Here is a 534-nt window from a genome sequence, read left to right as displayed (position 1 = left end):
ACCACTTTGTGATTCATGACTGGGGTGAAGTCGTAACAAGGTAACCGTAGGGGAACCTGCGGTTGGATCACCTCCTTACCTGAAAGAACCTGCCTTTGTAGTGTCCACACAGATTGTCTGATGAAAAGTAAATAGCAAGGCGTCTTGCGATTGAGACTTCAGTGTCCCCTTCGTCTAGAGGCCCAGGACACCGCCCTTTCACGGCGGTAACAGGGGTTCGAATCCCCTAGGGGACGCCACTTGCTGGTTCGTGAGTGAAAGTCACCTGCCTTAATATCTCAAAACTCATCTTCGGGTGACGTTTGAGATATTTGCTCTTTAAAAATCTGGATCAAGCTGAAAATTGAAACGACACACAGTGAATGTGTGTTCGAGTCTCTCAAATTTTCGCGACACGATGATGTTTTACGAAACATCTTCGGGTTGTGAGGTTAAGCGACTAAGCGTACACGGTGGATGCCCTGGCAGTCAGAGGCGATGAAGGACGTGCTAATCTGCGAAAAGCGTCGGTAAGGTGATATGAACCGTTATAAC

Annotated in this window: 1 tRNA gene and 2 rRNA genes; all 3 read left to right on the top strand. The window is 47.9% G+C overall.

What is annotated here, in order from left to right:
* A 16S ribosomal RNA gene (locus tag K2184_RS29025) occupies positions 1-78 on the top strand; the annotation flags it as partial.
* Between the two features lie 85 nt (positions 79-163).
* A tRNA-Glu gene (locus K2184_RS29020) sits at positions 164-239 on the top strand.
* Between the two features lie 190 nt (positions 240-429).
* Positions 430-534, top strand: a 23S ribosomal RNA gene (locus K2184_RS29015); the annotation flags it as partial.

The sequence above is a fragment of the Klebsiella sp. K5-306 genome, from assembly GCF_051835185.1.
GTDB lineage: Bacteria > Pseudomonadota > Gammaproteobacteria > Enterobacterales > Enterobacteriaceae > Klebsiella > Klebsiella oxytoca.
The sequence above is the reverse complement of the archived record's forward strand: the minus strand, read 5'-3'. Positions and strand labels throughout refer to the sequence as shown.